The sequence below is a fragment of the Thiohalocapsa halophila genome, assembly GCF_016583825.1.
Classification (GTDB): domain Bacteria; phylum Pseudomonadota; class Gammaproteobacteria; order Chromatiales; family Chromatiaceae; genus Thiohalocapsa; species Thiohalocapsa halophila.
The window spans coordinates 20,018-45,654 of record NZ_NRRV01000027.1 but is presented as its reverse complement, the minus strand read 5'-3'; the positions used below and the strand labels follow the sequence as shown (position 1 = coordinate 45,654).

The following is a 25,637-nucleotide window of genomic DNA, read 5'->3' as shown; positions in this document are numbered from 1 at the left end:
ACGGCACCCCATGGCTCAACGCCCGAAAAAGCCCCGCGGCGCCTATGTCTGCAACGCCTGCGGCGCACAGCAGCCGAAATGGTCCGGGCAGTGCCCGGACTGCGGCGCCTGGAACAGCATCGACGAGCTGCCGGCGGCGTCCGCCACGGCCAGCCGCGGCGGCTGGGCCGGGGCTGGCGCCGGCCGCGGCGGCGCGCTGCCGGTGCCGAGCGAGGTGCTGTCCCTCGCAGACGTGGCGCCGGAGCAACAGACCCGGGCGCCGAGCGGCATCATGGAGCTGGACCGCGTCCTCGGCGGCGGCCTGGTGCCGGGCTCCGTGGTGCTCATCGGCGGTGATCCCGGCATCGGCAAGTCGACGCTGCTGCTGCAGGCGGCCGCCGCCGTGGGGGCCCGGGAGCGGGTGCTCTATGTCACCGGCGAGGAGTCGCCGCAGCAGGTGAGTCTGCGCGCCCACCGCCTGGGCCTGGCGGCGTCCGGCGCCGGCGAGTCTGCGGCGGGGCTTGGGGGTGCTGCGGCGCCGGGTGGTGCAGCAGCACCGGGTGGTGCAGGAGCGCTGGGCGGCGCACTGCGGCTGCTGGCGGAGACGGGCGTGGAGCAGATCCTCGCCACCGCCGCCGCCGAGCGCCCGCGGGTGCTCATCATCGACTCCATCCAGACGCTGTTCACCGACAGCCTCGCATCGGCACCGGGCAGCGTCTCCCAGGTGCGCGAGAGCGCGGCGCAGCTGGTGCGCTTCGCGAAGCTCACCGACACCACGGTCTTTCTCGTCGGCCATGTCACCAAGGAGGGCGCCCTGGCCGGCCCGCGGGTGCTGGAGCACATGGTGGACACGGTGCTCTACTTCGAGGGCGAGGCGGACGGCGCCCACCGGCTGATCCGCGCCGTCAAGAACCGCTTCGGTGCCGTCAACGAGCTCGGCGTCTTCGCCATGACCGACAAGGGCCTGCGCGAGGTGCGCAACCCCTCGGCCATCTTTCTGTCCCGCCACGATCAGGCGGTGCCGGGCTCGGTGGTGCTGGTGACCCGCGAAGGCACCCGGCCGATGCTGGTGGAAGTGCAGGCGCTGGTGGACCAGAGCCCGCTCGCCAATCCGCGCCGGGTCGCCGTGGGGCTGGAGCAGAACCGGCTCGCCATGCTGCTGGCGGTGCTGCACCGCCACGGCGGGATCGGCATGTTCGACCAGGACGTCTTCGTCAATGCCGTCGGCGGCGTGCGCGTCACCGAGACCGCCGCGGATCTGGCCCTGTTGCTGGCGGTGCTCTCCAGCCACCGCGACCGCCCACTGCCGCTGGACTTGGCGGTATTCGGCGAGATCGGCCTCTCCGGGGAGATCCGCCCGGTGCCGAACGGCCCGGACCGGCTGCGCGAGGCCGCCAAGCACGGGCTCAAGCAGGCCATCGTGCCCAAGGCCAATGTGCCTAAGGGCGGCGTCCAGGGCCTGGCCATCAAACCGGTGCTGGCGCTGGCCGAGGCGCTGGATGCGATTTGAGGCCCAGCGCTATGCGATAATGCGGGGCTTTTCGATGCAGCGCCGCGCCTGCTCTGGCCGGTGGCACCCTCGGGGCGAGCGCGACGGCTGCCCCGCGGAAACCCGGAGATTCGCCGCCCAATGAGCCTCCCGGAGATCAAGCTCGGCAACCCCCGCGCCCCCAGCTGGCGCGAGCGTCTGGATGCCTACGTGCGCCTGGTGCGCCTGCACAAGCCCATCGGCATCTTCCTGCTCATGTGGCCGTCGCTGTGGGCGCTGTGGCTCGCCGGCCAGGGCCACCCGCCCTGGGGGGTGGTGCTGATCTTCATCGCCGGTGTGGTGCTGATGCGCTCGGCGGGCTGCGCCATCAACGACTACGCCGACCGCGACTTCGACGGTCATGTGGAGCGCACCAACGCGCGGCCGCTGGCGCTCGGTATCATCTCGCCGGCGGAGGCGGTGGCCGTGTTCGTGGTGCTCTGCCTGGCCGCCTTCGCCTTGGTGCTGATGCTCAACTGGCAGACGGTGGCGCTGTCGGTGGTCGCCGTGGTGCTGGCGGCCATCTACCCCTTCATGAAGCGCTATACGCACTTTCCGCAGCTGTTCCTGGGCGCCGCCTTCGGCTGGGCCGTGCCCATGGCGTTCATGGCCATCCAGGAAGGCATCCCCGGCTTCGCCTGGGTGCTGTTTGCGGCCACTGTGATCTGGGCGCTCATCTACGACACCCAGTACGCCATGGTCGACCGCGACGACGACCTGAAAATCGGCATCAAGTCCACCGCCATCCTGTTCGGCCGCTACGACCGGCTCATCGTCGGCCTGCTGCAGCTGCTGATGCTCGCCATGCTCGCCTGGGTGGGGACGGCCGCGGGGCGCGGCTGGGTCTATTTCGCCGGGCTCGGTGCGGCGACCCTGCTGGCGCTCTATCAGCAATGGCTGATCCGGGACCGGGAGCCGCAGCGCTGCTTCGTCGCCTTCTTGAACAACAACTACTTCGGCATGGCGATTTTCCTGGGCCTGGTGCTGGATTATCTGGTGCACCCGGCGGCCGCCGGCTAGGGGTACGCCGGCCCGCGTAGGACCCCGAGTGGAGCCCCGGCCTGGGTGGCCCGCCCAAGCTGTTTTCAGTGATTGATGCAGGCCGCGGGCGTGCCGGTACGATTTGGTTGCCCCGGTGGTCCAATCATCGGCCGGCGAACACGTCCACCTGCATAATCCGCACCGGCGTCCCCACTTGCCGTGCAGCCGCGGCCGTCGGCGCCGTCCCTTCGATACCGCTGATAGAGGAGACATCCGTCATGACCACGCAACCGCACACGCCGCATCGCGTCCCGCCGCTGGCTCGGGTGGGCGCGCTCTTTGTTCTGATTTTGCTGGCGTCCGTCGCACTGGCGGCAGGGAGCGTCGACGAGGGCATCGACTATCGCGTGGTGGCGGACCCGGCCCGCGCCGAGGCGGGAGACGACGTGGAGGTGCTGGAGCTGTTCTGGTACGGCTGTCCGCACTGCTACCAGCTGGAGCCACACATCGATCGCTGGCTGGAGGAGAAGCCGGCGGGGGTAACCTTCCGACGGATGCCGGCGGCCGCCTCGCCGCGCTGGGTGCCGCATGCCAAGGCCTACTTCGCCGCCGAGCAGATCGGTGCCCTGGATCAACTGCATCTGCCTCTGTTCAAGGCCCTGCACGACCAGCGCCGCAAGATCTTCACCGAAGAGCAGATCATCGCCTTCGCCGCCGAGCAGGGCATCGACGAGGACGCCTTCCGCGCCGCCTACAACTCCTTCCCGGTGGACATGCAGGTGCGCAAGTCCGCCGATTTGGTGCGCCGCTACAACATCGACGGCGTGCCGGCGATCGTCGTCAACGGCAAATACGTCACCAGCGCCTCCCAGACCGGCAGCAATGACCGGATGTTCCAAGTGATCGACCACTTGGTGGCCCGCGAAGGCGGTGACGACGGCCAGGCCCAGCCCGCCCAAGCGGCGCCTGCGGCGAGCGAAGGGGCGAGCTGAGGGCTCGCTGGAGCAGTACTCCGCCCGCCTGTGGGAGCGGCGTCTCGCCGCGACGGGTGCTGGCTGTGACACTGGAAGTCGTCGCGGCAGGGATGCCGCTCCTAAGGGGCGCGCTGTAGCTGTGGGAGCGGCGTCTCGCCGCGACGGACGCTGGCTGAGGCACTGGAAGCCGTCGCGGCAGGGATGCCGCTCCCACGGTACGCGCTGGTGTGTGGGAGCGGCGTCTCGCCGCGACGGATGCTGGCTGGGCGCTGGAAGTCGTCGCGGCAGGGATGCCGCTCCCACGGTGCGCGCTGGTGTGTGGGAGCGGCGTCTCGCCGCGACGGACGCTGGCTGAGGCTCTGGAAGTCGTCGCGGCAAGGATGCCGCTCCCACGGTGCGCGCTGTGGCTGTGGGAGCGGCGTCTCGCCGCGATGGATGCTGGCTGAGGCTCTGGAAGTCGTCGCGGCAGGGATGCCGCTCCGACGGCGCGCGCTGTTCTGTGGGAGCGGCGTCTCGCCGCGACGGATGCTGGCTGAGGCTCTGGAAGCCGTCGCGGCAGGGATGCCGCTCCCACGGTGCGCGGTGGCTGTGGGAGCGGCGTCTCGCCGCGACCGATGCTGGCTGAGGCTCTGGAAGTCGTCGCGGCAGGGATGCCGCTCCCACGGGGCGCTGTTGGCTGTGGGAGCGGCGTCTCGCCGCGACGGATGCTGGCGTGGCGCTGGACATCGTCGCGGCAGGGATGCCGCTCCCACGGTGCGCGCTGTAGCTGTGGGAGCGGCGTCTCGCCGCGATGGATGCTGGCTGAGGCTCTGGAAGTCGTCGCGGCAGGGATGCCGCTCCCACGGGGCGCTGTTGGCTGTGGGAGCGGCGTCTCGCCGCGACGGATGCTGGCGTGGCACTGGAAGTCGTCGCGGCAGGGATGCCGCTCCCACGGTGCGCTGTTGGCTGTGGGAGTGGCGTCTCGCCGCGACGGGTGTTGGCTGAGGCGCTGGAAGTCGTCGCGGCAAGGATGCCGCTCCCACGGGCGACGCTGTGGCTGTGGGAGCGGCGTCTCGCCGCGACGGATACTGGTTGAGGCTCTGGAAGTCGTCGCGGCAAGGATGCCGCTCCCACGGCGCGCGGTGTGGCTGTGGGAGCGGCGTCTCGCCGCGACGGATGCTGGCTGAGGCGCTGGAAGTCGTCGCGGCAGGGATGCCGCTCCGACGGCGCGCGCTGTTCTGTGGGAGCGGCGTCTCGCCGCGACGGATGCTGGCTTGGCGCTGGACGTCGTTGCGGCAGGGATGGCGCTGCCGCGTTAGAGGCCGATGCGGGCGTCTAGGTCGCTGGTGGAGAGTCCGCGCAGGATGTTGATAATGATCTCGCGGCTCTGCTCTTCGTGCGGGGTGTCTTCCTTGCCCTTGCGAGCGGCGGCGAAGAACTTGGCGAGGGTGCGGTGGTCGTCGGGGGTCAGACTCTCGGTGAAGCCGCGCTTGCGCCCAAGCTCTTTGTCCGGCACCCGGTTGGGGGCCTGCTCGTCCGCCGCTTGCCGGCCGTGGGCCCAGTTCATGGCCCGTGCTGCGTAGAGGATGACGCGGTCCAGCAGTACGAAGGGGAAGCGCGAATTGGTCACCGGCCCCAGCGAGAAGCGCTCCACGCCCAGGGTGCGCTGGATGTCGAGCTTCGCCAGGGCGGCGCCCCCTAGCACGCCGAGCGCCCCGCCAACGACGCCGCCGATGAGCGCAACCGTGCCGAATGCCAGGCCGCCGAGCCCGAGGTCGATGGCCCCGCCGGAGACCGCGCCGGCGGCGGCGCCGGCCATTGCGAGCTGGCGTTGACGCAGCCCGAGCGCCTCTTCCACCTCTTCCGAGAACAAGTCCTTCGCCAGCAGCGAGGTGGCCGGCAGGTCCCAGACGTTGTGGCGGAAGTGGCCGCGGATGTCCTGCTGAGCCTCCACCTCCAGCTGGCGCAGGGCCTGCTGCAGGGCTTCGGTGAGCTGGCGCTGGATGGCCTCGCGCTGGTCGTCGGACTTGATGTCGTCCACCTTGACGATCCGCGTGACGCGCTTGGTCAGTGCGTCTTTCATGAGCTGGATGATGGTGTCCGCACTGGCCTCGATGCGGCGGGACCAGTCATCGCGGAAGGCGCGGATGGTCTCGTCCAGCATGGGCTCCCAGCGCTGGTCGATGGCCTTGAGCGCCCCCAGCAACGCGAGGCGCTCGGCATAGGTGGCGCGATGGGCGTTGAACTCCCGCACCGAGTTGAACGACTTGTTCAGTGCATCCTGCCAAGCCGGCATGTGCTTGCTGATGTTGGAGAGGTTGTTCAGGATCGCCATGCGCGGGCGTGCCGTGAGGCGCAGCAGCTCCATCTCGGTGCGGTCCTTCTCCTTAATGCGCTTGGAGCCGTCCACCACCAGGATGATGCCGGCCCCTTCGGCCACGGGCCGCAGCAGCGCGCAGTCGTGGCTGAACATGGGATCGTCGCCATGGGCGGCGACGAAGGCCCCGGCGAGGTCCGGCTCGTCGGCGTGGGCCTGGAACCACTCCAGGATGTCGCTCGGGTTCTGGAAGCCAGGCGTGTCCACGAACATCATCACCGGGCGGCCGTCGATGATGACGGGATACTCGTCGGTGGTGGTGGTGGTCCCGGCGCGCTTGTCGATGGCGATGCGGTCGTTCTCGGTGAGGGTCGCCACCACCGAGGACTTGCCGGCGTTCGGATGGCCCATGATGGCGAGCACCGGCACCCGGTCCGCCGCCTCGCCGACGCTCTGCGGCGCTGCGGCCTGATAGTCGCTGCTGCCCTGGCGCCTTGGCATCCGGACGCGGCCTGCGCTTGCCATCAGTCTGTCTCCTCGGCGGGGCCCGCCAGCATCTCCAGGCGCAGATAGGGGTCGCCCAGCTGCTCCAGCTTGCTCTGCCAGTCCTGGAACTCGAAGGGCGACAACGGCGGCAGCGGATCATCGCCGTCCGGGTCGCCCACCAGCACCAACAGCAGCTGCGCATGCTCGCCCGCCGCCGCCCGCACCGCCCGTAGAAAGCGCAGCGTCTCGGTGATGGGCGGCTGAGACCCGTCCGAGAGCAGCGCGACGCGCGGCGGCGGGGCCTGCCAGTCGGCGGCTTTGATCATAGTGAGCGCCTGCTTGGCCATGGTGCTGCCGCCGCCGAAGGTGGCGCTGCCGGCCACCCGCCAGCCGGAATGGCCGTGCAGCAGCCGTTGCAGGCGCTCGTGGTCACTGTCATCCAGGACATCTGCCACGTCCACGTGCATCAGCAGCAGGCAGGCGTCTGGGGCGATGGTCAGGGCGCCTTTGGCCTTGGCAGCCGCTGCTGCGGGCGGGGGTGCGGAGCGCAGCGCAGGCTCGGTGGTAGGCGCGCGCTTGGCGGCTAGCGGCGGTGTCTTGCTCGGCTCCGGGGTCCGCTTGGCCGCCGGCGACGGCTGGGAGGGCGCCTTGGCCTGCTCGCGGGGTGCGCTCGCGCCGCCAGCGGCTGCGGGCGCCTTGTCGGCCTTGGCGGTGCCGCCGTGCTCGGCCCGCGGCTCGGCGGCAGCCGGCTTTGGCGCGGGGGCAGCCTTTGCCGCCGGTGCGGACCCCGACTTTCGCGCGGGCGGTTTCGCTGCGGGTCGCGGCGCCGGCTTTGGCGGCGTAGGTGCTGCCTCATCCGGTACGGCGGATGGCTGCTGCGCCGCCGGGGGCTTCGCCGGCGGCGCTGGCGCGGGAGATACCGGCTGCGCACGCGGGGCGGCCCGCGGCCCACTCATCGGACTCAAGGGGCCCGGGATCGGCATCTCCGGTCCGTGGCCGGTGCCGCCGGCGGTTTCCAGCTGCGGCGTGATCATGCGCGCATACAGCGCCTGGGTGCGCTGGTGGGTAAAGGGCAGTGCCGCCAGGGTGCGGCGCACCGTCAGCAGCGACAGCCCCAGCAGCACCAGCCGCGGCAGTAAGCCGTAGGTGAATACCGCGAGCACCAGGAACCAGCGCCAGGAGCGTAGGTGCTCGGCATCCATGATAAACAGTGGGTCCTTCAGGCTGATGCGTGTGCCCTGCACCTGCTCGAGGGTCGGCACGCCTAAGCCGTCGCCGAAGAGCCAGGACCAGGGCAGTGCGATGATGTGGGCGAGGGTATGGATGGTGCCGGGCTGTACGTCCAGCGCCGAGCCCCAGCCGAAGGCCATGTCGGTGAACCATTCCAGCGCGACGGTGGTGAGGATGACACCAACGTTGAAACCGATCCCGAACAGCTGCGCTGGAATCAGCATGGGCAGATAGGCAGCCGGTCCATAGAGGGAGAAGTGACCGGACAGCAGTCCCTTGCGGGCCTTGGCATGCTCGCGCACGTCCGGCGGCACATGTGCCAGGCGCTGGTGCTGGACCCAACGCGCCGCAGCGCCGAACAGCGGCTTCAGTAGATGGCCGACCAGCGAGAAGTCCTGCACCGCCGTTTGCATGGTGTGCGAGCGCCGGGCGTACCAGGCCACGGCCGTGGCAATCAGGAGCAGCACCTGGAGGATCACCAGCACGAAGACATACCAAGAGACGTTGACCGGTTGGTCGCCCTCGTAGTGCAGCAGCGCCGAGGCGACACCGACGCCGCCGAGGAAGCCGAGCACAGCGAGCGCGATGGCCACCAGGCGCTGCCCGCGGGCGAAGGCCGAGCCGGGCAGCAGGGCCCGGATGGAGGCATCCTCACTGCCGCGGCGGATGCCGAGCCAGCGGCGGAGTGCGGCGCTGCGGTGCGCCGGGGTATGCTCGGGGGCCTTGACGCGGGGCGCGATGCGCTCACGATAGAGTCGACGGTCGCGCTCGGCGAGGTGCTTGCGCTCGGCGGGCTCCTGGCGCATACGCTGCTCGTCGCGGTCGACGTAGTAGTCGAAGTCCAGCAGGTCTGGCAGGCGCCAGCGGCTGGTGTCCGGCTCCGCCATAGGCGCAGGCTCGGCCGACTGGGGGCCGGTGTGAACAGCGGGTTCCATTGCGGTGGTGACTGGCGTGGTGCTGTGGCCGGGACTGCGAGACGGCGTCGGGGCAGATGGCGCCGCCGACGACGCGCGGTGCTCTGGGCGGGCAGCTGACGGCAAGCGGCTGGTGCCCCGCCCGCAAGCACGTTATACCCTGCTTCTGCCGCCGATCAAGGGCTGGACGCCCAGACCGCGCGCCGGTTAGGCCGTGCACGGGCAACCGGCGGCTATACGACCACCTTGGGAGGACAGTTGTAAGCCATGCCCCGACAGCGAGCCGCAGCGCCGGGATACCCTCGCGGCGCGCGCCGCCGCGGCGCCGAGGCCCCGGCGGCACTGCTGCGCGCCCTGGACGAGCAACCGTCCGCGCAGCTGCTGCGCGAGGCGCTGGCGCATACGCACTATCGCGTGCTGGCGCGCGCCGCCGAGGCGGCCGGCGACAGCCTGCATTATGCCCTGGAGCCGGCGCTGATGGACGCCTTTCGCCGTCTGGCGGCGCTGGATCACAAGGCCGACCCCGGCTGCCTCGCCAAGGGCGCGCTCGCCCGTGCGCTGGTGGCGCTGGACTGTCTGGATGCCGATTGCTTCCGCAGCGGGCTGCGGCTGCGCCAGCCAGAGCCCGTCTGGGGCGGCCAGGTGGACACCGCCGCCGATGTGCGCGCCAGCTGTGCCATGGGCCTTGCGGCCTCCGGCGCGGCTGGGGCGCTGCGCGAGCTGGTGGACCTGCTGGCTGACCCCGAGCACCGCGCCCGCAGCGGCGCCGTGCGCGCCATCGGCTGCACCGAGCCCGGCGCCGCCGAGGCGGTGCTGCGCACCAAGGCCCTGCTCGGGGACCCGGAGGCGGAGGTCATCGACGAGTGCTTCCGCACCCTGCTGGCCCTGGCGCCGGACACGGCGCCGCCCTTCGTCGCCCGCTGGCTGGACGACCCCGGGAGTGCGGACCCGGCGCTGGCGGAGCTCGCGGCGCTGGCCCTAGGCGAGAGCAAGCTCGACGCTGCGGTGGCCCTGCTGCGGGCGCGCTGGGAGGCGGAGCCCCTGCGCGGGCGGCGCCCGCAGGTGCTGCTGCGCGCGGCCGCGCTGGCCCGTACGCCGGCCGCCCTGGACTGGCTGCTCGGCCTCGCCGCGGATGCCGAGCGCACGACAGTACGCCAGGTTATCGCGGAGCTCTCCGTGCACCGCGGCCAGCGCCGCCTGCGCAGCGCCTTGCACGAGTGTCTCCTCGCGCGCGGCGATGCGGGCTTGCTCGAGGACTATGCCGCGCAGTTCGCGCCGGCCGCCGGCAAGCCGGAGGCATGAGCCTCTAAGGGCAGGACGACTTGTCGCCGGGCACCTGGCCGGTGAGGGTCAGGAAGTCATTGAAAGGGCCCATGACCGACATGGCCTCGCCCTTGGGGCCGCTGAACTTGAGCTTGCCGGTGGTCATGGCGCCCATGGCGCCGCAGCCGAACTTGCCCTCGCCCATGCACGCCCAGTCCTCGTCCGTGGCGTACATCAGGTAGTCGACGTCGTAGTCCGGGCTGGTGTTCTGCACGCTGCCGCCGCGGGTGCAGATGGCCTTGCCGTCCTGCGACGAGATCTTGAGCTCGACGCGGCTGCCGAGGCCGCAGTCCTTGCGGTACATGTGAATGGTCTTGAACCCGCGGCCGGCGTCGTTCTCCACCCAGCCGCCGCCGAGCTTGCCGGTCAGGGTCGGGTTCTTGTTCCAGGCCTCGCAGAGCGCCGCTGCCCAGGCGCTGTCCATGAAGGTCGCGCCCTGGGCCGACAGGCTCAGGCTGCCCAGGCAGAGGGCGGACAGGGCGATGGTCTTTTTCATGATCTCCTCCTCATCGATGTTTATCGGTATGCTCGACGGCGGGTCGAAGCCTACGGAAGGCGAGCACCGAGCGCAAATCCCGCGCTTGCCCCGGGGGTGGCACGGCTGCCTCCGGCTCCCGCCCCACCGCCGTATAGACCATGCAGCCGCGGACATGCACCTTACGGTGACGGCGAGCGATAACGGCATGCTCGTGCCGTCGCGGCGTCACCCGGCGGCTCGATGCCGGCCGTCTGGGACGCGGTTGCCGCGCCAGAAGGCGGGTCCGTAGAATCCCGCATCGGCGGCCATGTCCTGCTGCCCATCCCGCCGTGCCTGCGCCCTCGAACCTCCGGATCCCTTCGATTGTTATGGTCCTAGAGCACCGCCCAGGGGCCCTGCGTGCCTGCCTGTTGCTGACTTGTCTAGCCGTGCCGGCGCCGTCGGCGCTCGCCGACGACCCGGCGTCGGCGGTGGCCGCTGATGCCGACGCACAAGGTGCAGCAGCGCCGGAGTCGGTGTCGGCGCAGCAGACCGGGGAAGGCGCAGCCGCAGGCGCCGAGGCCGCGCAAGAGCCGAATCAGCGGCCAAGCGAGCTGCCTTTCGACCCGGCCTTGGTGGGCCTGCCAGGGTTGCCGCAGCCGATGACCTCGGCGGAGGACTTTCACCAGGCTCTGGACTTGATCGACGCGCGGCTGGCGGAGCTGGAAGCGGCCCTGGAGGCGTTGCCGGTCGATGCGGACCCGGCGGCCGACGCAGCCGCGGCTGGCGAGGATGCGGCCCCGCCGCCCGGCGAGGCAGCGGATACGGCCGACACCCCCAACGAGAGCCCCGCCGAGAGCCCCGCCGAGAGCCCGGCGGAGCACATCGGACAACAGCTGAAATTGCTGCGCAATCTGCGCCTCGTCGTCCAGCGTCGGGCCACACTCGGCGAGCGTCTCGCAGAAAGCGAGACCGGGCTGGCACAGTTGCGCGACGAGCTGGCGGCGGTCGAGCGCGACGGCATCGCCGAGGAGCCGCCGTACCCGGTCTCCCGACTGGACCAGGCGCGAGCCGACTTGGCCTTGTCACAGGCCGCCGAAGACGTGGCGGAGACGCGGGCGGAGACGGCCGCCCGCCGGCGCGACGCCGCCGAACGGGCCCTGAGCAGGGCCGTGAGCGAGCGGCGGGCGGCGCGCGATCGACTGACTGCGGCAGAGAACGGTGCTGCCGGCGCCGCCGAGCGCGCAGCGCTGGTCCAGGCCCTGGATCTGGCGCGGCTGACGGACCTGCTGGCGCGCCAGGAAGCGGCGGCCGCCGTAAGTGCGCTGGCTTTGGCGCGCGCTCAGGACGACATGGCCGAGGTAAAACAGACCCTGGCGGGCGAGCGCGTGCGCTACCTGCAAGCCCGTGTCGTGCTGCCGCAGCAAGCGCTGGACGAGCGGCTCGCGGAGCTGACGGCGCGCGAGGACAGGCTGCGCGCGCAAGTCGACGAGGTTGCGGCGGCAGGCGATGCGGCCGAGGCGAATCTGTATCGCGCCCGCCGGCGTCTGGCGGAGGCCGAGTCGGACGCTGACCGGGCGGTGCTGCAAGAATGGGTGGAGACCCGCGATACCGAGGTCCGGGTCGCACGCACCGGTGTGGATTCCCTGGCGGCGGCCATCGCCGACCTGGCCCAGATGCACCAGCTGTGGGAGCTGCGCCATCGCTTCATGGAGGCGCCGGATGCCGTCGACCTGCCGCAAGCGCTGCAACAGGTGCTCGCCAATTTGGACACCGCGCACAAGGCCAAGGACGACATCGAAGAGCGGCTCAGTGCGCTGCGCTCCATGCAGCTAGCGCAGGCGCGGCGTCTGCGCGAGCCTGACCTGCGCGAGGGCGTGCGCGAGGCGCTGACGGCGCGCCGGGATGCCCTCGACGGGGCGGAGGGCTACGGCCGCGAGCTGCTGGAGACCAAGGACGCACTGATCGCCCTGCTCGAGGGCATGCGGTATCAGCTCCAGGACCAGGTCCAGACCCAAGCGCTGCAGATACGCCAGGCCCGGGAGGCGTTGGTGGATTGGTGGAGCGCCGAGCTTCTGGTCATCGACGATCAGAGCGTCCGCGCGCGGGAGCTGGTCACGGCGCTGGCGATGTTCCTGGTGGTGGTCGTGCTGGTGTCGCTGATCCGCGCGGGCGCACGCCGGGCGCTGAAGCGGCGCAAGGGCCGTAGCGGAAGCGCCGAGGCCGGCGACCTGCGCCTGGCGCTGTCGGCGGTGGCTGGCAACACCAGTCAGATCTTCGTGCTCATCGCCGCCTTCTACGTCGCCATGGCCTTCTCGGGCGTTCCGAGCCCGACGGTGCGCGATTGGCTGTGGACCTTGCTGGTGGTCGCCTTCTATTTCCAGCTCGGCATCTGGGCCAACGCGGCGATGGTGGACTATTTCAACCGCCGGCGCACGCGCCAGGAGATGCGCGACCCATCCACCGTGACCGGCTACGGCGTGATGATGTTCTTCATCCGCGCCGGGATCTGGATCACCGTGATCGTCTCTCTGCTGGCCTACTTCCAATACCCCATCGCCGGGCTGGTGGGCGCCCTGGGTGTCAGCAGCCTCGCCGTCGCCTTCGCCGTGAACACCATCCTGGCGGATGTGTTCAGCTCCATGGCCATTGTGCTGGACAAGCCGTTTCGGGTCGGCGACTTCATCATGTCCGGCGACACCCTGGGTGTCATCGAGCACATCGGTGTGAAGACCACCCGCATCCGCAGTCTCTCGGGCGAGCAGGTGGTGATGTCGAACAGCGACCTGCTCAACAGCCGTATCCACAACTTCAAGCACTTGCAGGAGCGCCGCGTGGTGTTCCACATCCGCGTCGTCTACCGGACGCCGCGGGCGTTGCTGGAGCGGATTCCGGACATGATCCGCGAGGCCGTCGAGGAGCAGCCGAGGGCTCGCTTCGATCGGGCCCACTTCTTCGAATACGGCGATTATGCGCTGGTGTTCGAGGCGGTCTACTACGTGCTGAGCCCGGACTATGCCCTCTACATGGACATCCAGCAGGGCATCAACCTCGGCATCCATCGGCGCTTCGAGGCCGCCGGCGTATCCTTTGCCTACCCGACGCAGGAGCTGATCCTGCGGCGTGGGGCCTCGGGCGGCGCTTAGTGGTTGAAGCGTTACTCGGCGCGCGCGGCGAGCACGGTGTCGATACCGATGCCGATTGGCATCGCGAGCGGCGCCGGCCGGTCTGCCGGGGCGCACGCCCTGCGACCCTCAGGCCAGAAAGAGGCGCTCCAGCGCGCCGCGGGCGATGTTGCCGCGGTTGTCCTCGGCTTCGAGGTAGTAGCGGACATCGCCGGCCCCCACCGGCAGCTCGGCGGTGACATAGTCCGCCGTCAGCCGGGCGCCGGTCTGTGTGGGGTAGGGGCCGTGGCTGCGCATGGGTAGGCGCTGCTCGCCATTGGCCGTGCGCAGCACCAGGTCCACGCGCGCCAGGCCGGAGCAGTCGGCGATGAAGCTGTGCACAGTGGCCTCTCGCGGCGCGTCCAGCAGACAGCCCTGGCCCCAGCGCTTGCCGCCCGGATTTTCCGGAATCACCCAGGGCGGGAAAATGGTCGGCGGGGTTTGCTCGCGCCCGGCGGAGACGATGGCGTCGACGGCGGGCTTGATGCGTGAGAGCCCCAGGTTGGCGGCATTGGTCACCTGCTCGTCCCAGACCTGCTGCCCGGTCCAATACCAGTAGCAGCTGGTCTCGGCGGTGAGCAGCAGCCGCATGACCTCCGCCAGCTGCGGATGGCTCGGCTCGGCTGCGGCCAGGGTGTGCACCAGGTTCTGGAAAGCCGTGAGCACCGCCCAGGAATTCAGGTCCGGCGAGTAGGGTTGGTCGTAGCGGCTGAACCACTTCATGAACTGGGGGTCGCCGTTGTCGGCGCCGGCCCAGGAGCCGGGCTCGATGTGGATGACCTGCTCCGGGTCCGGCGGGAAGCGCTGTAGGTAGTCCTCCGGCGTGGTGAGCTCGAAGCGCTGGTCCTGCTTGAGCCACCGCACCAGCTCGCCGGTGTTGTGGTGGTAGTAGCTGTCGGCGCCGCCGCCGTGGTTGTCGCCGTCGGAATGGAGCAGGAAGAACGGCGGGTGCGCCGGGTCGAAGCTGCCGGTGTCGACGATGCGCTGGTAGAGCTGCCCCAGCACGTCCGGATACTGCAGCGCCCCGAAGCCGCCGCGGGCGTCCTCGTTGCCGATGTAGCGCTCGGCGGGGATGGCGATGATCTTTTGCAGCGTGCCGTCCGGGTCCTCGTAGCCCACGTACTCGGGCTTGAGCAGCGACGGCGAGATCTTCGACGCCGCCCAGATGTTGTGCAGCTGCAGCCAGTCGTCCACCGGCGGGTTGACCTGCTCTGCGGGGCTCGGCGGCAGCATGCCTTCTTCGATGCCGGCGTAGGGATAGTCGCGGCAGGCCCGGAAGCGGTGGATGGAGTCGTAGATCACCGCCTCCACGCCGGCCTCCAGCAGCGCCGGGATCATGCGCACGTGAAAGGCCGTCTCCGGCGGGAACAGCACCCGCGACGCCGGCACGCCGAAGGCCTGCTCGATGGCCTCGCGGTGCCAGGCGATCTGGCGGACGATGTCCTGGGGCGGGATGAGCGGCATCAGCGGGTGGAAGAAGCCGAGCCCGGAGAAGCTGATGCGCGGGTTGCCGAGGGCCGTGGTGGCATCGGCCATGTGGCGCAGGGGCGCGCTCCAGCCGCCGAAGCGTCCGCCGCAGCGCCCCAGCTCGGCACAGCGGTCCAGCTGCTCGATGAGCGAGCCGCTCCAGCTGGTGGACAGCCCGGCGTGCGGCAGGCCGCCGTCGATGTACTGCTGCACCGCCGCAGGCACGAAGTCGGTGTAGTTGCCGCCGCGGGAGCCGAAGATCTCGTCCTTTTCGCCGTCCCAGGCGTCGGGGTCCGTGGTGTTGTAGTAGGGCTGGTGCATGTGCTTGTGGATGCCGAAGTAGAGCTTCACTTCGGCGCCGCCGGCCAGCGCGGGCTCGACGCGGGGCTGCGCCCGGGCGCCTTGGCCCGCGTTGGCACCGCCACCGTTGGTGCCGACAAGGCGGATCTCGCGGAAGGCCTTGATCCAGTCGCCGCCGCCGGCGTTGTCGATATCGGCACGGCGGCAGCCTTCCACCTGCACTTGCAGGCGCTCACCGGGGGCACTGCCCGCCGGCACCTCTACCCAATAGCGCCAGTCGCCGGTCTCGGTTTGCCGGGCTTGGATGTCACTGCCGTTGAACAAGGTCTCCCGGCCGGCGGCGCGCAGGATCACCTGCGGGAATGGGATCTCGCCGTCGGCGCCGAAGCGGATGGTAAAGGCCGGATGCTCGCCGTTGCGCTCGACGGTGAGCTCCGACGGGCAGTCGATGCTGTGTATGGCTGTGAAGGTCGACATGGTCCCGGGCGCGGTGGGGAATGCGTGGGCCCGACCCTAACACAGCCCCGGGGTCCGGCTCCCGGCGGCCCCGAGGGGCTAGGGCCTTCAGCTTCGCCGCGCCGGGCGCCAGTTGCCGTCGAAGGCGTCCGCCGGCGTCAGCGGCTCGGACCAGAGATAGCCCTGCCCCCAATCGCAGCCGAGCCGGCGCAGCACTTCGAGCTCGGTAACGCGCTCGACGCCCTCGGCCACCACGCTCTTGCCCAGCGAGTGCGCCATGGCGACGATGCCCGCCACCAGGCGTCGGTCCTGCTCGGCCGTGACGCCGCGCACGAAGTCCCGGTCGATCTTGAGGGTGGAGATGTTGAGCTCGCGCAGATGCGCCATGGAGCTGAAGCCGCTGCCGAAATCGTCCAGCGCAATGCGGATGCCGCCGTCGCTGAGCTGGCGCAGGGACTCGCGCACGCTAGGCGTGATGCGCAGCAGTACGGACTCGGCGATCTCCAGCTCCAGCCGCGTCGGAGCCACCCCGGCATCGGCCAGTGCCTGCAGCAGCGAGCGGGCGAACCAGCGCGCCTCCAGGTCGGCGGCGGTGACGTTGACGGCCAGTACGGGGTCGGCGCCGCTCGCCCCGGCGTGCTCGCGCAGGACCAGCAGGCTGCGCGCAAGCACCGCCTCGGTGACGGCGCGCATCAAGCCGTTTTGCTGCGCTGCATCGATGAATTCCAGTGGTTGCAAGAGACGCCCCTCGGCGGTGCGCCAGCGCGCCAGCACCTCGAAGCGGGGCTCGGGACGCCGGGTTGCAATGGGCACTTGCGGCTGGAGCAGGATCTCTATCGCGGTTTTCGGGCTGCGTCCGAGGATCTCCCGAGCGATCTCGAGCCGCACCAGGGCGCGCTGCTGCAGGCCGCTGTCGAAGGCCCGCACGCAGTCGCGACCGGCATCCTTGGCTTGGTAGAGGGCCATGTCCGCCTGTTTCAGCAGCTCCGTGCCCTGGGAGGCGCCATGGCCGAGGGTGACACCCATGGAGACGGACACGGCGAAGCGGTCGTCGTCGACGCTGATGGGCTTGCGGAAGGCGGCCACCACGCGCTCCGGCATCGCGTCTAAGGCGTCCTCGTGGCCTGAGGGCAGCAGCAGCGCGAACTCGTCGCCGCCGAGCCGGGCCACCACGGCCCCCTCGGGCAATACGGCGAGGATGCGTTTGGCGGCGGCCGCGAGCAGGATATCGCCCTTGTCGTGGCCCAGGGTGTCGTTGACGCTTTTGAAGTGGTCGATGTCCAGCAGACCAATGCCGAACACACCGCCGGTGGTCTCGGCCTGCTCGATGGTCGTCGCGAGTATCTGGCGGAAGCGCTCGCGGTTCGGCAGCCCAGTGAGGCCGTCGCGCAGCGCCAGGACCTCGAAGTGCGCAGCACTGGCGACGATGACCTCCTGCGTGAGATTGCGCAGGGCCTCGGCGGTGCCGAGCTCGGACCGGGTCCAGGGCGGGGCGTGGTGGATACGCTCCTCTTCCCAGGGCTCGAAGCGGCGCGTGCTCCAGGGGCTGGTGTCGTCCGCCGCCGGCGACAAGGCCGCCGGCCGCGCGCCCCAGCGCACCTTGAAGCGGGTGCGCCGGCGGCCGAAGAGCATCACATAGTCTTCGGTCGGACCGATAAAGATGGCGATGATGCCGGCGAGGCGCTCCGGGTATGCCGCCGCCGGCTCGAATTCGCAGGACAGGCAGTCCGTGCTCCAGACGCCGCCGCCGCGCTTGCGCAGGAAGTGCAGCAGCGCACGCTGCTCCTCAGCGTCCAGGTCCAGCGCGCCCTCTTCGAGCAGCGGGGCATCGCGGTGGAAGATCTGGACGGCATCGGCGGCGAACAGGCCGCGCAACAGTGCCTCGTTGCCGACGAAGCCCTGTGGGAAGGGCTTGCGGATGTCCAGCCGGCCGATGATGGCGTTGATGGCGGCCACGCCCTGCTCCCGGGCCTGGAGCTGGATGCGCTGCTCGAGCAGCGCGATGCGCGCCGACACCAGCGCCGCCAGCTCCGCCAAGCGCTGGCGCAGGGCCATCGAGATGGCGTGCGGGCGGCGGTGATGGCAGATGACGAGCCCCCATAGTTGGCCGTCGCAGACGATGGAGAGCGACAGGCTGGCGTTGACGCCGAGCTGCTCCAGGTAGGCGCGATGGGTGGGGTGCAGGGTTCGCAGCTGTGCGGCGCCGATGTCGATGCTGGTCGGGGGCTCGCGCTCGGCGAGGAGGGGTATCTCGGCATGGTCGCGGATCGGCACGTAGCGTAGGGGGGTCGCCGTGTACAGCGCCCGCGCCCGGGTCGGGATGTCGGCTGCGGCATAGCGCAGCCCGCGCACCGAGGGCAGGGTGTCCGGGGCCAGGTCCTCGGCGATGACGGTGCCGTCCCAATCCGGCTCGAAGCGGTACACCAGGACTCGCTCGAAGCCGGTGAAACGGCGCAGCGCGCGAGCTAGACGGCTGCACAGGATGTCGATGTCCGCCGCGGCCAGCAGCTCGCGGCCGAGGGCGCCCGGGTCGCAGGCGCCGGCCTGCGTCGCCGTCGCCAGCGGCACATCCGGCTCGATCTCCAGCAGGAGCCTGCCATGCCAGGGTGTCAGGCGCAGGCTCAGCGCCAGGTCCGGCAGGTGTGGCTGCGGTGGGGCGCTGAAGGCTTCCGGGCAGAAGGTTTCCGGCTCGGACTGGGTCTCGCGCACACAGGCGACGAGGCCGCCGTCGCCTGACGGCAGTAGGGTCCCGAGCTCGGCGCCGAGCACGGCCTGTGGCTCCAGGCCCAGGAAGTCCTTGGTGTTGGCGCCCGCGGCGACGACCCGCAGACTGTCCGCTGCGAGCACCAGCAGGCAGCCGAAGGATTGCAAGCTGGCGCAGTGAGCAATGGGCTGGGCATCGCAGCGCCCGGGGTCGCGAGAGACCATGCTCAGGCCGGTGTCGACGCCGCCGTCACCGGCCACGTCGGGCATGCTGCGTTGCGCCAGGTGTTGCAGCGGCTCCACCACGATCCAGTACTCGCCGTCGGCTGCGGCGTTGCGCATATGGATGCGCGCCTGCACCGGCTGCATGCGAAAGTCGTAGATGAGCTCGAAGGTGCAGCTCAGCTGCCCGGTCAGCACCCCCTGGCGAAAGCGCCCGTAGAGCTCGGGCATGGCGCTGGCGGGGGCCACCTCGCGAAAGAAATCGCGCCCGAGCACCTGCGCCGGTATGCGGCCGGTGAGGCTGGCCTGGTGGTGACTGTAGAACAGGATGCGCCCGTCGCTGTCGAGGCGAATGGCACCGACGGGCAGGGCGTCCAGCTCGGCGTCGGTGAGTGCGTCGAGGTGGCTCGGGTCGTGGATGTCGACGTCGATGGTCATCGCCGGCCGGCCCCGTGTCGGCAGCGCGGGCGCCCGGGCGGTGTTGCTGTGGTCCACACGGGCAGCGGCAGGCCGGGGCGGTGGGCCGCGGTGAGTCGGGCTCGCACCGGTGCTGCGCGGCTAGCTCGACTCGCCCTGCGCATTCAGCCGCCGCTGTGCCAGGTGCAGCGCTGCGGAGTCGAGTCCGCCGTCGCCCCGGCCCACCAGGGTGTTGAGCAGCTGGGCTACCAGGGCCGCACCGGGCAGGCCGAGGCCCAGCTCGTGGGCGGTCTCCTGGACGATGCGCATGTCCTTTTGATGCAGCGCAGCCTTGAAGCCCGGCGTGTAGTTGTCGTCGAGCATGCGCTGACCATGGACCTCCAGGATGCGGCTGCCGGCGAAGCCGCCGAGCAGCGCCTCGCGCACCCGGGCACCGTCCACGCCGGCGGCCTCCGCCAGCAGCAGGGCCTCGCCGACGCCGGCGATGGTCTGACCCACGACGATTTGGTTGCAGGCCTTGCAGATCTGTCCAGCGCCGTGCTCGCCGACGTGGACCACGTGCCGGCCCAGGATCTCGAACAGCGGCGCGAGCTGCGCGAAGGCCTCGGCCGGGCCACCCACCATGATGGACAGGGTGCCGTCGCGGGCGCCGATGTCGCCGCCGGAGACGGGGGCGTCTAGCATGGTGGCCCCGGCCGGGGCCAGCTCTGCGGCGATCTGCCGTGTCACCGCTGGTGAGATGGTGCTCATGTCCACCACCACGCTGCCGGGGCGGATGCCGGCGATGACGGCGCGGGCACGCCGGTCGTCGCCGCCGCCGTCGCTCGCGCTGACTCCGGTGGTGCTCCCGCCGGTCCCCCCGCCAGTCCCCAAAACCACCTCGGCCACGTCCGGCGTGTCGGCGAGCATGGTGAAGACGATATCCGCCTCGCGGGCGACGCCGGCCGGGCTGTCGCAGGCGCGTGCGCCGGCGTCGGTGACGGGGGTGAGCGCCTCGGTGCGGCGGGCATAGACGCTGAGCTCGTGGCCGGCCGCGAGCAGGTTCAGGGCCATGGGGCGGCCCATGATGCCGAGGCCGATGAAGCCGATGCGCGCGGTCATCAGTGACTGTCTCCTTGGCTGATCAGCACAGGCGCCGTAGCCGGCGCCCTGCTATTGGATCCCACAGTTTACGACGAGGAGGACGGGCGTGGGCATCGGCGTGGACAGGACATTTGCGAGGCGATGATCCGAGGTTTCGGGGCCGTGATGTGTATGGGTGGGCTCGGCGCCTGTGGACTCCGCGTCGCAAGCCGTTGATCCGGCAGCGGATAGAGCCGCCGCGCTGATCGCTATCAACCTTTTCTGCTCAGGGGGGTTTCGCTATATCTAGGGTTCTCTATAATGTCTCGCACAATATCTAGTGTTTCTCACGAATCAGGAGCGCATTTAATGGTGGCGGAAACCAAGGCCTTGGCGGTGCTGCCGACGCGGGTGGCCAAGCGCGACGGCGGCGAGGTGCCCTTCGACGCGGGCAAGATCGAGTCCGCCATCCTGCGCGCCGGGCAGGCCACCGGCGAGTTCGACGAGCCGGAGGCCAAGCTGCTGACGGCGCAAGTGGTGAAGGTGCTCGCGCATCGCTACGGCCGCCATGACATTGCGCAGATGCCGGACATCGAGGGCATCCAGGATGTCGTCGAGCAGACGCTCATCGCCGCCAATCACTTCGAGACGGCGCGCTCCTACATCGTCTACCGCGAGCAGCGCGCCAAGCTGCGCAGCGACCGCCACACCCTGGTGGACGTGGCCACCTCCATCAACGAGTACCTGGACCGCTCGGACTGGCGGGTGTCGGCCAACGCCAACCAGGGCTACTCGCTGGGCGGGCTCATCCTGAACACCTCCGGCAAGATGATCGCCAACTACTGGCTCTCCCACGTCTATCCGCCGCAGGTGGGGGAGGCGCACCGCGCGGGCGACCTGCACATCCACGACCTGGACATGCTCGCCGGCTACTGCGCCGGCTGGTCCCTGCGCACGCTGCTCACCGAGGGCTTGAACGGCGTGCCGGGCAAGGTGGAGGCCGGTCCGCCGAAGCACATGTCGAGCGCCGTCGGGCAGATCGTGAATTTCCTGGGCACGCTGCAGAACGAGTGGGCCGGCGCGCAGGCCTTCTCCAGCTTCGATACCTACATGGCGCCCTTCGTGCGTCTCGACGGGCTCTGCTACCGCCAGGTCAAGCAGTACATCCAGGAGCTGATCTATAACCTGAACGTGCCGAGCCGGTGGGGTTGTCAGACCCCCTTCACGAACCTGACCTTCGACTGGGTCTGCCCGGAGGATTTGAGAGAACAGGTCCCGGTTATCGGCGGCGAGGAGCAAGCCTTCACCTACGGCGAGCTCCAGGCCGAGATGGACATGATCAACCGCGCCTACATCGAGGTGATGACCGAGGGCGATGCCAAAGGGCGGATCTTCACCTTCCCGATCCCGACCTACAACATCACCGACGACTTCCCGTGGGAGAGCGAGAACACCGAGCTGCTGTTTCGCATGACGGCCCGCTATGGCTTGCCGTACTTCAGCAACTTTCTCTCCTCCGACATGGAGCCCAACATGGTCCGCAGCATGTGCTGCCGGCTGCGCCTGGACGTCTCCGAGCTGCTCAAGCGCGGCAACGGCCTGTTCGGCTCCGCGGAGCAGACCGGCTCCCTCGGCGTCGTCACCATCAACTGCGCGCGCTTGGGCTTCTCCCACGCCGGCGACGAGCCGGGGCTGTTGGCCCGCCTGGACGAGCTGATGGAGCTTGCCAAAAAGAGCCTGGAGCTCAAGCGCAAGGTCATCCAGCGGCACATGGACGCCGGACTCTTCCCCTACACCAAGCGCTATCTCGGCACCCTGCGTAATCATTTCAGCACCATCGGTGTCAACGGCATCAACGAGCTGATCCGCAACTTCACCGCAGACGCCGAAGACATCACCAGCGACTGGGGCCACGCCTTTGCGGCGCGGCTGCTGGATCACGTGCGCGAGCGGATGGTGCAGTTCCAGGAGGAGACCGGACACCTGTACAACCTGGAGGCGACGCCGGCGGAGGGGACGACTTACCGCTTCGCCCGCGAGGACAACAAGCGCTATCCCGGCATCATCCAGGCCGGCTCGGAGGACGCGCCCTATTACACCAACTCCTCCCAGCTGCCGGTGGGCTACACCGACGACGCCTTCCAGGCGCTCGCCATGCAGGACGAGCTGCAATCCAAGTACACCGGCGGCACCGTGCTGCACCTCTACATGGGCGAGCAGATCAGCTCCGCCGATGCCTGCAAGCGCCTGGTCCGGCGCGCGCTCACCAACTTCCGCCTGCCCTACATCACCGTCACCCCGACCTTCTCCATCTGCCCGCACCACGGCTACATCGCCGGCGAGCACGAGTTCTGCCCGAAGTGCGATGCGGAGCTGGTCGAGAAGAAGCGGAAGGAGAGGGCCGAGGGTCGAGGAGCGAGGGCCGAGGCCGAATCGAGGTCCGAGGCGGCGCTCGGATGATGTGGACAAATGCGTCCTGAATCGGTCGAGCGCCGTGATCGCGATTGGCTGTCAGTGTGCGGAATACCGTCCCTCAGCCCTCAGCCCTCAGCCCTCGAGATCGCAAGACCTGCGAGCCACCCATTCAACCCAGCCTTTCAACCGCAAAACCAACGAGGACCCGAAAGATGAACATCGATGGCATCGAAATCCGCGACGAAGAGCGCACCCGCTGCGAGGTCTGGACCCGCGTCATGGGCTATCACCGCCCGGTGAGCGCGTTCAATGCTGGCAAGCAGTCCGAGCATCGCGAGCGCACCTGCTTCAGCGAGCAGCCCAGCGGTGCCCAGGCCGAGCGCCCGCGCCGCGCCGAGGCCGCCTGAGCAAGCGCTGCCGCCCAAGCTCCAGAGGCGGGCCAAAATGTGTACCCGCCTCGCAGGCGCTCCGGCGTAGGTCGGGCCGACGCCAGGAGGCCCGACAATCAGCCTCGGCGTAGGTCGGGCCGACGTTAGGAGGCCCGACAATGAGGCGCTGGCAGCCGGCGTGGTGTCGGGCTTCGTTCCTGACGTGCTCTTCTGCGTGAGCTTTGCACTCTTCGTGGTTGCTGCCGGCTCCCGGGGCGAGCCGATAGCCAATCCAAGGCAACAGTGGCAATGACCGGTTCTGTCGAAAATGCCGACCAATTGCGCATCGGCGGTCTAACTCCGCTCACCAGCGTCGACTACCCGGGCGAGCTGGCGGCGGTGATCTATTGCCGCGGCTGCCCTTGGCGCTGCCCCTACTGCCACAACGCCGATCTCCAAAAGCCGGACGGCCCGCCCGAGCCCACCTGGCCCGAGGTCCTCAACTTGCTCGAACGCCGCCGCGGCCTGCTCGACGCCGTGGTCTTCTCCGGCGGCGAGCCGACGGCACAGCGCGCGCTCCCCGCGGCCATGGCCGAGGTCCGCGCCCTGGGCTTCAAGGTCGGTCTGCACACCGGCGGACCCTATCCGGAGCGCCTCGCCCGGCTCCTACCGCTGGTCGATTGGGTGGGTCTCGACATCAAGGCCCTGCCAGAGGACTACTCCGGCATCACCGGCGCGGCGGGCTCTGGCGAGCGGGCCTGGGAGAGCCTGAGGCTGCTGCTGGATGCCGGCGTGGATCTTGAAGTCCGCACCACGCCCATGCCCGGACTGGATGATCCGGCCTACATCGAACGACTGTCACAGCGGCTGGCCGATGCCGGGGTCGGCTGCTGGGTGTTGCAGCAATGCCGAGAGGTCGGGGACGGAGATCCGGCGCTGCGACCGCGGCGGCTCGCGGCGTCCGATCCGGACGTTTTGCATGCTGCGCGCCGGTTTGAGTGGTTCTCATTGAGGGCGGCTTGATCGAAGCCAGATCAGCGCTTTGAGCGCGGTGGTAAAGGTCGCTGCGGGTGCTGGAATGCAAGATCTGGCCCCGCTGCTCGGAGGGCCGGCTGACACGGAAGGGTCTTGCCCCACCAGGGTCGCGACGAAGGATGCGGCGGGCGCGATTACCGAAATTCCGGCTCCGCGGCCATGGCACCCGACATGGCCAGGAAGAGATCGGACACGCACGCCACCGAGGCGCCGCTGGCCCGTCAGGATGGGCCCGCCGGACCAGATGCGGTCGGCGGTTTGCGCAACCGCGCAGGCGCCGGCGAGCAGCAGGGCGGCGGCCGTGGCGAGTCGGAGCATCGCAGTCTCCCGGAGGTATCGAGCGGCGGATGCGCAAGCATAGGCGCAGGGCCGCGTCGAGTCGACTGTCCGCGGCGACCTGGCCCCGCCGCGCACCGCTGCCGAATGGCCGGCGCGGGGACGACGGCAGCCGGATCGGCAGTCTGGACCGCCGCCGTGTCAGCGCTGCGGAGGGCTGAGTTGCAAAATTATGTTTACCGTCCCCAAATCTTAGCGGCCGGATGACTTGCGGAGTTATGGTTACCGTCCTCAGAATCAGTACCCTGGTGGCGGACCTCTGGCTGGCGCCCGCAACAGGCGTCGGCGAAGCTCTGGCGCTCAGGCTGGCGATACGGAGCGGCGCCAGGCCGCGGGCGGGACGCCGACGAGGCGCTTGAAGGCGCGCGAGAAGGCGGCCTCGGACTCGTAGCCCACCTCCAGTGCGATGTCGGCGACGCTGCGCCGGCTCTCGCGCAGCAGCACCGAGGCGACCTGGATCCGCCAGTTGGCCAGGTAGTGCATGGGCGGTTGGCCGAGATAGGCGGTGAAGCGCTCATGCAGGGCCGAGCGCGAGAGCCCGACCCGACTGCCCAGCTCGTCGATGGTCCAGGGATGCTCGGGGCGCTCGTGCAACAGGGCCAGGGCGCGTCCGACGTGGCGGTCGCGCAGGCCAGCCAGCCAGCCGGTGGCGTCCGCCGGCAAGCCCTCCAAGTAGCGCCGCGCGGTGTCGACGAACATCATCTCGGCGAGGCGCTCGAGCACGGCCTCGGTGCCCGGGTGCGGGGCGGCGGATTCCTTTGCGGCCTGATCGATGACATGGCGAATCCAATCGCCGCCATGCCCGGCGGGCAGGTGCAGCAGACGCGGCAGGGCGGACACCAGCGGGTTGAACGGGCGCAGGTCGCAGCCGAGGAAGCCGCAGACCAGGATGCTGTCGGCGTCCTGCACCGGTAAGGTCGCGCCGGGCTGCAAGACACCCCGATGGAACGCGATGGGAATGGGCTTGGGCTCGTGCCGGGTCGCGAAGACCCATTCCGGCTCGATGCGCTCGGGCGCGAGCCCGGGGGCGCTGGACATGACGTGGGCGTCGCCGTGGGGGAACATCAGGATGTCGCCCGCCCGCAGCGGCACCGGCTCGCGCCCCTGCAGGGCCGCCCAGCCGCTGCCGCGGGCCACCATGTGGAACTCCATCACATGCTCGGCCCCGGGCATCACCGCCTCGGCGATCTCATGCGCCGGCGGGGCCTGGGCCGCCCAGTCTGCCTGGTTGCTCACGTAGTAGAAGACCGCAGTGCGCAGGCGCACCGCACGCAGCAGATCGGAGAGGGTGTCTCGGCTCATGGCATCGGCTTCGAGCGCGCCTCGCGTGGCCTGGGGAGACACCGATTTATTGGGCATCCTGCCCAAAAATCGGACGGAACCGGAGAACGCGGTTCCCCGGTTCCTTCATTTTCAGCGGCTTACGCCGCTGACCATGGCGGGCCGTCCTGGCCCGCACGGGAAACGCCGAGAAATCGGCGTTTCCCGTGCGGACGCACGAGCAAGTTTGCAGGACGCCGGGTC

At 69.8% G+C, this 25,637-nt stretch carries 15 protein-coding genes; 8 read left to right on the top strand and 7 right to left on the bottom strand.

The window, feature by feature from the left end:
- The first annotated feature begins 10 nt into the window (after positions 1-10).
- The 3 genes from radA (at position 11) to CKO31_RS12635 (ending at position 3,480) form a co-directional block, all read left to right on the top strand.
- Positions 11-1,489 carry a DNA repair protein RadA gene (gene radA, locus CKO31_RS12645; protein ID WP_200237898.1) on the top strand — a complete coding sequence of 493 codons (1,479 nt, stop codon included), beginning with the start codon at positions 11-13 and terminating at the stop codon, positions 1,487-1,489.
- Between the two features lie 120 nt (positions 1,490-1,609).
- Positions 1,610-2,527 (top strand): 4-hydroxybenzoate octaprenyltransferase, encoded by a 918-nt coding sequence (gene ubiA / locus CKO31_RS12640; protein WP_200237895.1) that lies wholly within the window; start codon positions 1,610-1,612, stop codon positions 2,525-2,527.
- Between the two features lie 239 nt (positions 2,528-2,766).
- Positions 2,767-3,480: a thiol:disulfide interchange protein DsbA/DsbL gene (locus CKO31_RS12635; protein WP_200237892.1), complete on the top strand. Its 714-nt coding sequence runs from the start codon at positions 2,767-2,769 to the stop codon at positions 3,478-3,480.
- A 1,276-nt stretch (positions 3,481-4,756) separates the two neighbouring features.
- Here the strand turns inward: CKO31_RS12635 and CKO31_RS12630 are convergent.
- Positions 4,757-6,283, bottom strand: a complete 1,527-nt coding sequence (locus CKO31_RS12630) for a GTPase/DUF3482 domain-containing protein (protein WP_306341734.1) — start codon at positions 6,281-6,283, stop codon at positions 4,757-4,759.
- The gene (locus CKO31_RS12625) at positions 6,283-8,361 is read right to left on the bottom strand and encodes a DUF2868 domain-containing protein (RefSeq protein ID WP_242475338.1); all 2,079 of its coding nucleotides are present in this window, start codon (positions 8,359-8,361) and stop codon (positions 6,283-6,285) included. Before CKO31_RS12625 ends, CKO31_RS12630 begins: the two co-directional genes overlap by 1 nt.
- 294 nt (positions 8,362-8,655) lie before the next feature.
- Between CKO31_RS12625 and CKO31_RS12620 the strand changes: the two genes are divergently transcribed.
- Positions 8,656-9,690: a hypothetical protein gene (locus CKO31_RS12620; protein ID WP_242475337.1), complete on the top strand. Its 1,035-nt coding sequence runs from the start codon at positions 8,656-8,658 to the stop codon at positions 9,688-9,690.
- 4 nt (positions 9,691-9,694) lie between these two features.
- Here CKO31_RS12620 and CKO31_RS12615 read toward each other — a convergent pair whose 3' ends face one another.
- Positions 9,695-10,207 carry an SCP2 sterol-binding domain-containing protein gene (locus tag CKO31_RS12615; protein WP_200237887.1) on the bottom strand — a complete coding sequence of 171 codons (513 nt, stop codon included), beginning with the start codon at positions 10,205-10,207 and terminating at the stop codon, positions 9,695-9,697.
- 350 nt (positions 10,208-10,557) lie between these two features.
- On the opposite strand from CKO31_RS12615, the gene CKO31_RS12610 reads away from it, so the two are divergent.
- Positions 10,558-13,314 carry a mechanosensitive ion channel domain-containing protein gene (locus CKO31_RS12610; protein ID WP_200237884.1) on the top strand — a complete coding sequence of 919 codons (2,757 nt, stop codon included), beginning with the start codon at positions 10,558-10,560 and terminating at the stop codon, positions 13,312-13,314.
- A gap of 108 nt (positions 13,315-13,422) precedes the next feature.
- Here CKO31_RS12610 and CKO31_RS12605 read toward each other — a convergent pair whose 3' ends face one another.
- The 3 genes from CKO31_RS12605 to CKO31_RS12595 all read right to left on the bottom strand — a co-directional run bounded on the left by CKO31_RS12605 (position 13,423) and on the right by CKO31_RS12595 (position 19,998).
- Positions 13,423-15,576 carry a polysaccharide deacetylase family protein gene (locus CKO31_RS12605; protein WP_200237882.1) on the bottom strand — a complete coding sequence of 718 codons (2,154 nt, stop codon included), beginning with the start codon at positions 15,574-15,576 and terminating at the stop codon, positions 13,423-13,425.
- Positions 15,577-15,663: 87 nt separating this feature from the next.
- Complete coding sequence (locus tag CKO31_RS12600) at positions 15,664-18,918, bottom strand: EAL domain-containing protein (RefSeq protein WP_200237880.1); 3,255 nt, start codon at positions 18,916-18,918, stop codon at positions 15,664-15,666.
- A 120-nt stretch (positions 18,919-19,038) separates the two neighbouring features.
- The gene (locus CKO31_RS12595; RefSeq protein WP_200237878.1) at positions 19,039-19,998 is read right to left on the bottom strand and encodes an NAD(P)-dependent oxidoreductase; all 960 of its coding nucleotides are present in this window, start codon (positions 19,996-19,998) and stop codon (positions 19,039-19,041) included.
- A gap of 330 nt (positions 19,999-20,328) precedes the next feature.
- Between CKO31_RS12595 and CKO31_RS12590 the strand changes: the two genes are divergently transcribed.
- From CKO31_RS12590 to CKO31_RS12580, 3 genes are all read left to right on the top strand, one after another.
- Positions 20,329-22,419, top strand: a complete 2,091-nt coding sequence (locus CKO31_RS12590; RefSeq protein WP_200237876.1) for a ribonucleoside triphosphate reductase — start codon at positions 20,329-20,331, stop codon at positions 22,417-22,419.
- A 167-nt stretch (positions 22,420-22,586) separates the two neighbouring features.
- Positions 22,587-22,781: an anaerobic ribonucleoside-triphosphate reductase gene (nrdD, locus tag CKO31_RS12585; protein WP_200237874.1), complete on the top strand. Its 195-nt coding sequence runs from the start codon at positions 22,587-22,589 to the stop codon at positions 22,779-22,781.
- Positions 22,782-23,051: 270 nt separating this feature from the next.
- Entirely contained in the window at positions 23,052-23,765 is a 714-nt protein-coding gene (locus CKO31_RS12580) for an anaerobic ribonucleoside-triphosphate reductase activating protein (RefSeq protein WP_200237872.1), read from the top strand.
- A gap of 648 nt (positions 23,766-24,413) precedes the next feature.
- Here CKO31_RS12580 and CKO31_RS12575 read toward each other — a convergent pair.
- Positions 24,414-25,415: an AraC family transcriptional regulator gene (locus CKO31_RS12575; RefSeq protein ID WP_200237870.1), complete on the bottom strand. Its 1,002-nt coding sequence runs from the start codon at positions 25,413-25,415 to the stop codon at positions 24,414-24,416.
- Positions 25,416-25,637 lie beyond the last annotated feature (222 nt).